The organism is Sulfuricurvum sp. (genome assembly GCF_019163035.1).
Classification (GTDB): domain Bacteria; phylum Campylobacterota; class Campylobacteria; order Campylobacterales; family Sulfurimonadaceae; genus Sulfuricurvum.
The window spans coordinates 1-6,793 of sequence record NZ_JAFLKV010000073.1 but is presented as its reverse complement, the minus strand read 5'-3'; the positions used below and the strand labels follow the sequence as shown (position 1 = coordinate 6,793).

At 46.0% G+C, this 6,793-nt stretch carries 4 protein-coding genes and 1 tRNA gene; 2 read left to right on the top strand and 3 right to left on the bottom strand.

Annotated elements, in window-relative coordinates; translation table 11 throughout:
- The 3 genes from guaB to ileS all read right to left on the bottom strand — a co-directional run.
- A partial coding sequence (gene guaB, locus JZU62_RS05785; RefSeq protein WP_295012800.1) for an IMP dehydrogenase occupies window positions 1–1,219 on the bottom strand: 1,219 nt, incomplete at its 3' end.
- Window positions 1,216–2,565: an Asp-tRNA(Asn)/Glu-tRNA(Gln) amidotransferase subunit GatA gene (gatA, locus tag JZU62_RS05780; protein WP_295012798.1), complete on the bottom strand. Its 1,350-nt coding sequence runs from the start codon at window positions 2,563–2,565 to the stop codon at window positions 1,216–1,218. The genes gatA and guaB, both read right to left, overlap by 4 nt.
- A 121-nt stretch (window positions 2,566–2,686) precedes the next feature.
- Entirely contained in the window at window positions 2,687–5,443 is a 2,757-nt protein-coding gene (gene ileS / locus JZU62_RS05775; RefSeq protein ID WP_295012796.1) for an isoleucine--tRNA ligase, read from the bottom strand.
- 98 nt (window positions 5,444–5,541) lie between these two features.
- On the opposite strand from ileS, the gene JZU62_RS05770 reads away from it, so the two are divergent.
- Together JZU62_RS05770 and JZU62_RS05765 are read left to right on the top strand one after the other, a co-directional pair.
- A complete protein-coding gene (locus JZU62_RS05770; RefSeq protein ID WP_295012794.1) occupies window positions 5,542–6,633 on the top strand; it encodes a CinA family protein in 1,092 nt (363 codons plus the stop codon).
- 83 nt (window positions 6,634–6,716) lie between these two features.
- Window positions 6,717–6,792, top strand: a tRNA-Lys gene (locus tag JZU62_RS05765).
- Window position 6,793: the final 1 nt, after the last annotated feature.

Below are 6,793 nucleotides of genomic sequence, written 5' to 3'. Positions count from 1 at the left end.
GTTTATCCGCCGCTGTCCCCTCTTGGAAATAACGATCTGTTGAGCCTTTGGTCATTGCTCCTATTGAGCCCATACCGCGATACGATTTATACTGACGTCCTTGGTACATGATTGTGTCGCCTGGGGACTCTTCAGTACCTGCGAGGAGAGATCCTGCCATAATAACACTCGCACCAACGGCTAACGCTTTAGCGATGTCACCTGAATAACGGATACCACCATCAGCGATGATCGGTACTCCGTATTTCCGTCCCACAGCCGCACACTCATCGATAGCCGAGATTTGAGGAACACCCACACCCGCTACGATACGAGTTGTACAGATCGATCCCGGTCCGATACCTACTTTGACACCATCAGCACCCGCTTCGATAAGCGCAAGAGTTGCTTCGCCCGTCGCAACGTTTCCGGCGATGATGTCAACAACCAACTCTTTTTTGATCGCTTTTACGGTGTCTAAAATCCCTTTGGAGTGACCATGTGCCGAATCCAAAACCAATACATCAACACCCGCATCCACAAGAGCGCGTGCACGATCCATTTGACCGACACCGATTGCGGCACCGACACGAAGACGACCGAAATCATCTTTGTTAGCATGAGGGTATTCGATCCGTTTTTTAATATCTTTGATCGTAACCAACCCTTTGAGCAAGCCATTATCATCGATGATCGGAAGTTTTTCGATTTTATTAACATGCATCATTTGCTCTGCATCCGCCAACGTGATCCCCGCTTTTGCGGTAATAAGCGGCATTGGAGTCATTGCATCAATCGCCAGTTTAGACAAATCTTTTTCAAAACGCATATCACGGTTGGTCAAAATACCGAGCAGTTTATTATGCTCATCGACAACAGGGACACCGGAGATTTTGAACTCGTTCATCAATGCTTCAGCATCTTCGAGTGTCGCATCAGGATGGACATAAATCGGATCGATGATGATACCACTCTCTGATTTTTTAACTTTTTTAATCTGTTTGACTTGGGTTTCGATATCCATATTTTTATGGATAATTCCGATCCCGCCCAAATGTGCCATAGCAATCGCCGCACGGTATTCCGTAACGGTATCCATCGCCGCAGAGACCATCGGAATGTTGAGGGGGATATTACGAGTCAACATGGTTTTTAAACTCACCTCTTTCGGAAGAACCTCAGAGTATTTAGGGATAAGTAATACATCTTCAAAAGTGAGGGCGCGTTTACGAATATTCATGATAATTGTCCTTTGAGTTGAGTTTCGAGGCTAAGAGCCCCGTTAAAGAGTATTTGCTCTGCATACGGAGCGGCAATGAGTTGAAGACCGACAGGCATACCGTTTGTCGCGGTATCAACGGGAATCGAAATCGCCGGAAGACCTGCGAGATTGACCGAAATGGTGTAAATATCACTCAAGTACATCTCAAGCGGATCACTAAGAGCACCGAACTCATACGCCGTGCGAGGAGCTACCGGAGTTAAAATAAGATCAACTTCTTCGAAAATCTTATTATACTCCTCTTGGATCAATGAACGTACTTTTTGGGCTTTGACATAATAGGCATCGTAATAACCCGATGATAAAACGAAGTTTCCGAGCATAATACGGCGTTGTACTTCGGCTCCGAAACCTTGCGAGCGGGTTTGTAAAAAAGTATCTTTTAGGTTATCCCCCTCGACTCGGTTACCGTAGCGGATACCGTCATAACGGGCAAGGTTGGTCGTCGCTTCCGCCGTCGCCGTAATGTAATACGCTGAGATATCGTATTTCGGATCCATCAGGCTTTTTTCGACGATGGTATGACCCGCGTTTTTCAGCGCTTCGACCACTTTGGCATAGGCGTTACGGATATCCTCGGAGGCATCTTTGACATACTCAGGGACGATAGCGATTTTGAGTTTCACATTGCTATCGAGCTTATCGCTAACCGTGCCGTCATTTCGATCCGCGCTTGTAGAATCTTTCGGATCATACCCTTGGATAATATCATAAAGAATCGCCGCATCTTCGACGTTTTGAGTCATCGGTCCGATTTGATCGAGTGAACTCGCATACGCACCCAATCCGTAACGGCTAACACGCCCATAGGTCGGTTTCATCCCGACGATTCCGCAAAATGCTGCCGGTTGACGAATTGATCCGCCTGTATCGCTACCCAATGCCGCAACCGCAAGCCCTGCTGCTACCGCTGCTGCCGAACCGCCCGAGCTTCCACCCGGAACACAGTTATGATTGAGAGGATTGAAAGTTTTGCCGTAACAGCTGCTCTCGGTCGTTGAACCCATCGCAAATTCGTCCATATTGGTACGCCCAAACGGTGACATATTCGCGGCAAGGAGCTTTTCAATAACGGTCGCATTGTAGGGAGCAATGTATCCTTTGAGAATATTCGATCCCGACGTTACAGACCATCCAGTGACTTGAATGTTATCTTTGATCGCGATCGGAATCCCCTCACCGACGTTGAGAACATCGATATAGGCATTGAGTTCACTATTGGCGGCAATCTTGGCTTTCAATTCCTCTTTAAGTGAGCTGAGTTCTTCTTTTGAGAGCTTTAACGCCTCTTTAAGTGTGATCATACACTTTCCTTTCTACGTTTTGCATTTCTTACCATCATAATACCCAAAGCGATTACGATGAAAATAACCCCGACCGTTTCGGCGACGAAGCTCAAAGGGACGGGTTGTGTGACATCGATCATTACGCAACTACCTGCGAACAACGCGGACACAATGTCTCTTCATCTTCGCTGTGGTATTTCCAACAACGGGGACATTTAGCTTTGGAAGCGAGGGCAATATTAAATGATTCTCCCTCGATTTCGAACGTTCCTAAAATCTCTTTGAGTTCACATGCACACCATTTAGAAATGACCAAATACTCTTCAATATCCGCTTTTTTCATCGATTTTGCAACCGTTGATGTGGTAGAGATAACAAGCTCAAGCGTATTTTTAATCACCTTCTCTTTCTTCAATCCATCCACGATCTCATTGAATTTTTCACGGATCACTTTCATCGTTGCGTCATCCCAATTACTCTCAACCGCTTCGATTGAGGCATAGGTCACATCGAAAATATCGTTAGCCTCTCCCTTTAAAATTGCAGGAGCATTCTCGAAAATCTCATCGGCGGTATAGGTCAAAATCGGAGCGATCAATCCAAGCATCGATTTGGCGATGATCGCCATTGCGCTTTGCGTCGAACGACGTTCTGCAGAATTAGCGCCGTCACAATACATACGGTCTTTGGTAATATCGATATAAACTCCGCTGAGCTCATTAACGATGAAATAGTTCAGTCCGCTCATCCCGTGAACGAAGTTGTACTCTCCGAACAAACGGTGGGTCTCGTCAAACACCTCTTTGGCTTTGGAGACGATCCATTTATCGATTTCGCCCATTTCACTGTAGGGAACGATAGCGTCCAATCCATCAAGATTCGCCAGCATAATACGGAACGTATTACGCAATTTTCGGTATTGATCCGCCGTTTGTTTGAGGATATTGCCGGAGATTTTCAGATCTCCCTGATAGTCGCTCATCGCTACCCATAGACGCAAAATCTCGGAACCGTACTCTTTGAGAACTGTTTCAGGAGCGACGACGTTCCCCTTGGATTTCGACATCTTCTCACCCTTCTCATCGACGGTGAAACCGTGAGTCAAAAGAGCTTTGTACGGAGCGATATGTTCCACTGCCGTACTCAAAAAGAGTGAACTTTGGAACCATCCACGATGCTGATCGCTTCCTTCGATATACAAATCAGCCGGAAATTCTCCCGCATCGTAGTTACGGGATTTAAGAACCGCATTCCACGTCGAACCGCTATCGAACCAAACGTCGAGAATGTCGGAAACTTTTTCGAGTTCGTCTGCTTTGTACGGGCATCCCGGATAAAGGAGTTCTGCGATACTCATCGAGTACCACGCATCGGTACTGTGCATCTCGAAAATCATCGCGATAAAGTTAAGGACTTTCTCATCCAAAATCACTTCCCCCGTCGCTTTGACACGGAAAAATGCGATAGGAACACCCCAGTCACGCTGACGAGAGATACACCAGTCAGGGCGGTTTTCGACCATTGAACCCAAACGGTTACGTCCGCTCTCCGGATAAAATGCTGTTTTGGCCACTTCCGCTTGAGCGATTTCACGAAGGGTCTTTGTTTCACCCTCAGGGATTCCGTCTACACTGATAAACCACTGCTTCGTCGCACGGTAGATCAACGGCGTGTGACTTCTCCAGCAATGAGGGTAGGAGTGGCGAAATTTAGACACTTTAAGTGCTTTGTTGCCAAGTAATTCGATAATCGGTTCATTGCATTTAAAAATATGTTTACCGACGAACTCTTCAGGATTCGGAAGAAGTTTTTCACGAACTACTGTCAGGTCATAACATCCCGTCTCATCGACCGGCATCACCACTTCGAGATTATAACGAAGACCGATACGGTAGTCATCTTCCCCGTGTCCCGGTGCGGTATGAACACATCCCGAACCGTTCTCCATCAAAACGTGTTCACCCAAGACCAAATGTGAACCACGACCGTTGAGAGGATTGATTGCATAGAGATTTTCGAACTTTTTCGCTTCGATTTTTTGAACAACACTTCCGCTAAACACACCCTCTTCAATCATCGATTCATAACGTTTTTCAGCCACGATGTAACCATCGGATGTTCGGACATAAACCTCATCAGGGTTAAGAGAGATCCCTGTATTGGCAGGCAATGTCCACGGTGTCGTCGTCCAGATCACGATGGCGGCATTCCCCTCGATCCCCGCACGTACTTTTGCCTCATCGCTGAGTTCAAATGCGACATAAATCGAGTAGTCCTCTTTGTCTTCGTATTCGACTTCCGCTTCAGCTAACGCGGTACGCTCTGCCCAACTCCAATAGACCGGTTTTGAACGCTCAATCAACAACCCTTTTTTCGCCACGGCGCAAAGGGTACGATAGATATTCGCTTCAAACTTGGAATCCATCGTCAAATACGGATTATCCCAATCAGCAATAACACCCAGTTTTTTAAACTCTTCGCGCTGGATATCGACAAACTCGGAGGCGTGATCGCGGCACATTTGGCGCACTTCTGCGGTGCTAAGAAGCTCTTTTTTCTGCTTCCCGCCCAGTTTTTTCTCAACCTGTTGCTCGATAGGTAGCCCATGACAATCCCATCCCGGAGTGAAACGAACCGATTTACCGTTGAAATAGTGGTATTTGACAATAATATCTTTAAGCACTTTGTTGAGAGCATGTCCGATATGAGTGTGACCGTTGGCATACGGAGGTCCATCATGCAGCGTAAAGCTTTCGGCACTTTTACGATTGGCTTTCATACGGCCGTAAACGTCATTGGCAATCCACGCACTATAGCGTGTAGGCTCATTTTGAACCAAATTTCCGCGCATCGGAAACTCGGTCTGAGGTAGAAGGAGGGTCTCTTTATAATCCATCTGTTACCTTATAGAAAAAGTGGTGCATTATATCTCTTAGGTGATTAAAATTTGCTGTCACTGTGCTATACTATCCCAATTTTATACTCAGGAAAACCATGAAACGTGATGTTATTTTCGTAGGGAATCGGCTGATTTTAAATGAAGCGTATGAGCGCTATATTCTTCGAAGTATCAAAAACTCTCTCACGTCAATCGACTCCATTAACTATTTCGAGGAATCGGACAAGGGTTTATTTTTACACCTTGAAACACTTTTAAAATATGAATCCAAACTCATTGTTATCACGACAAAGAATACCTTTACGATTGTCGGAAAACTCCTCAGTACCGTCACTGGAGACAATCAAATTTTAAAAGAACAAATGCTTATCCCCTCTCGTGCCTCTATTTTAGAGAACGGCAGTTATCTCCTCACCCATAACAGCTCCGAAATTAATGTTATTTTGGCAACCGAGGGAAAAGCGCTCCCTCCGATCCTCATTGATGACGAATCACGCCTATCGACTATTCATCTCTTTAACGAAGAACTTCTCAGTGCCCAAACGCTTCTCGAACCACTAGCCCAAAATTTCGATGTCAAACTCGAATTCAGCGAACTGGTAGAGGGGTGGCTTAAAATTCGAATTCATACCCGCAAACACGGAAATTTATCCCAATTCATTGCCTCAGCGCGCGGATTAATGCACCATAAAGTGATTGCCGCAACAAACGTTGCCGCATTTATCATCGAAAAACTCAATCTTCACCACAAAAAAATCTCGTTTGCCGAAAGTTGCAGCGGCGGATCACTCGCCCATTTCTTTACCGCCCAAAGTGGTGCTTCCACCGTATTTGATGGTTCGTTAATCACCTATTCCAACACCCTCAAAGCCAACTGGTTAGCCGTTGATGATGCCGCACTCGAACATCACGGTGCCGTAAGTGCCGAAGTGGTACTGGAGATGTCGGAGGGGGCGTTGAATGTCAGTTTTGCCGATTATGCCCTATCCATCAGCGGAATCGCCGGACCGAGCGGAGGGAGCGATACCAAACCGGTCGGAACGGTTTATATCAGCGCACGATCCAAAACGACCGTCCATACCGAACGATTTAATTTCGAAGGTGATCGCAACTATATCCAAGAGCAAAGTGTCCTAATGGCTGTTAAAATGCTCCTTAATATTGACCGTGACCTGTTTTTTAGTTAATTAATCATTCTTCCTTGACAAAACAACATCTTTCCCCTATAATTTCGCCCTCACAATCGTGCTTGTTTCGATTGATTAAAGAGGTCCCGTTAGCTCAGCTGGTAGAGCATTTCACTTTTAATGAAGGGGTCGATGGTTCGAATCCATCACGGGACACCAT

Excerpts from the sequence above, each read along its gene's own strand:
- gatA (WP_295012798.1), bottom strand. The coding sequence starts at position 2,565 with ATGATCACACTTAAAGAGGCGTTAAAGCTCTCAAAAGAAGAACTCAGC.
- ileS (WP_295012796.1), bottom strand. The coding sequence starts at position 5,443 with ATGGATTATAAAGAGACCCTCCTTCTACCTCAGACCGAGTTTCCGATG.
- JZU62_RS05770 (WP_295012794.1), top strand. The coding sequence starts at position 5,542 with ATGAAACGTGATGTTATTTTCGTAGGGAATCGGCTGATTTTAAATGAA.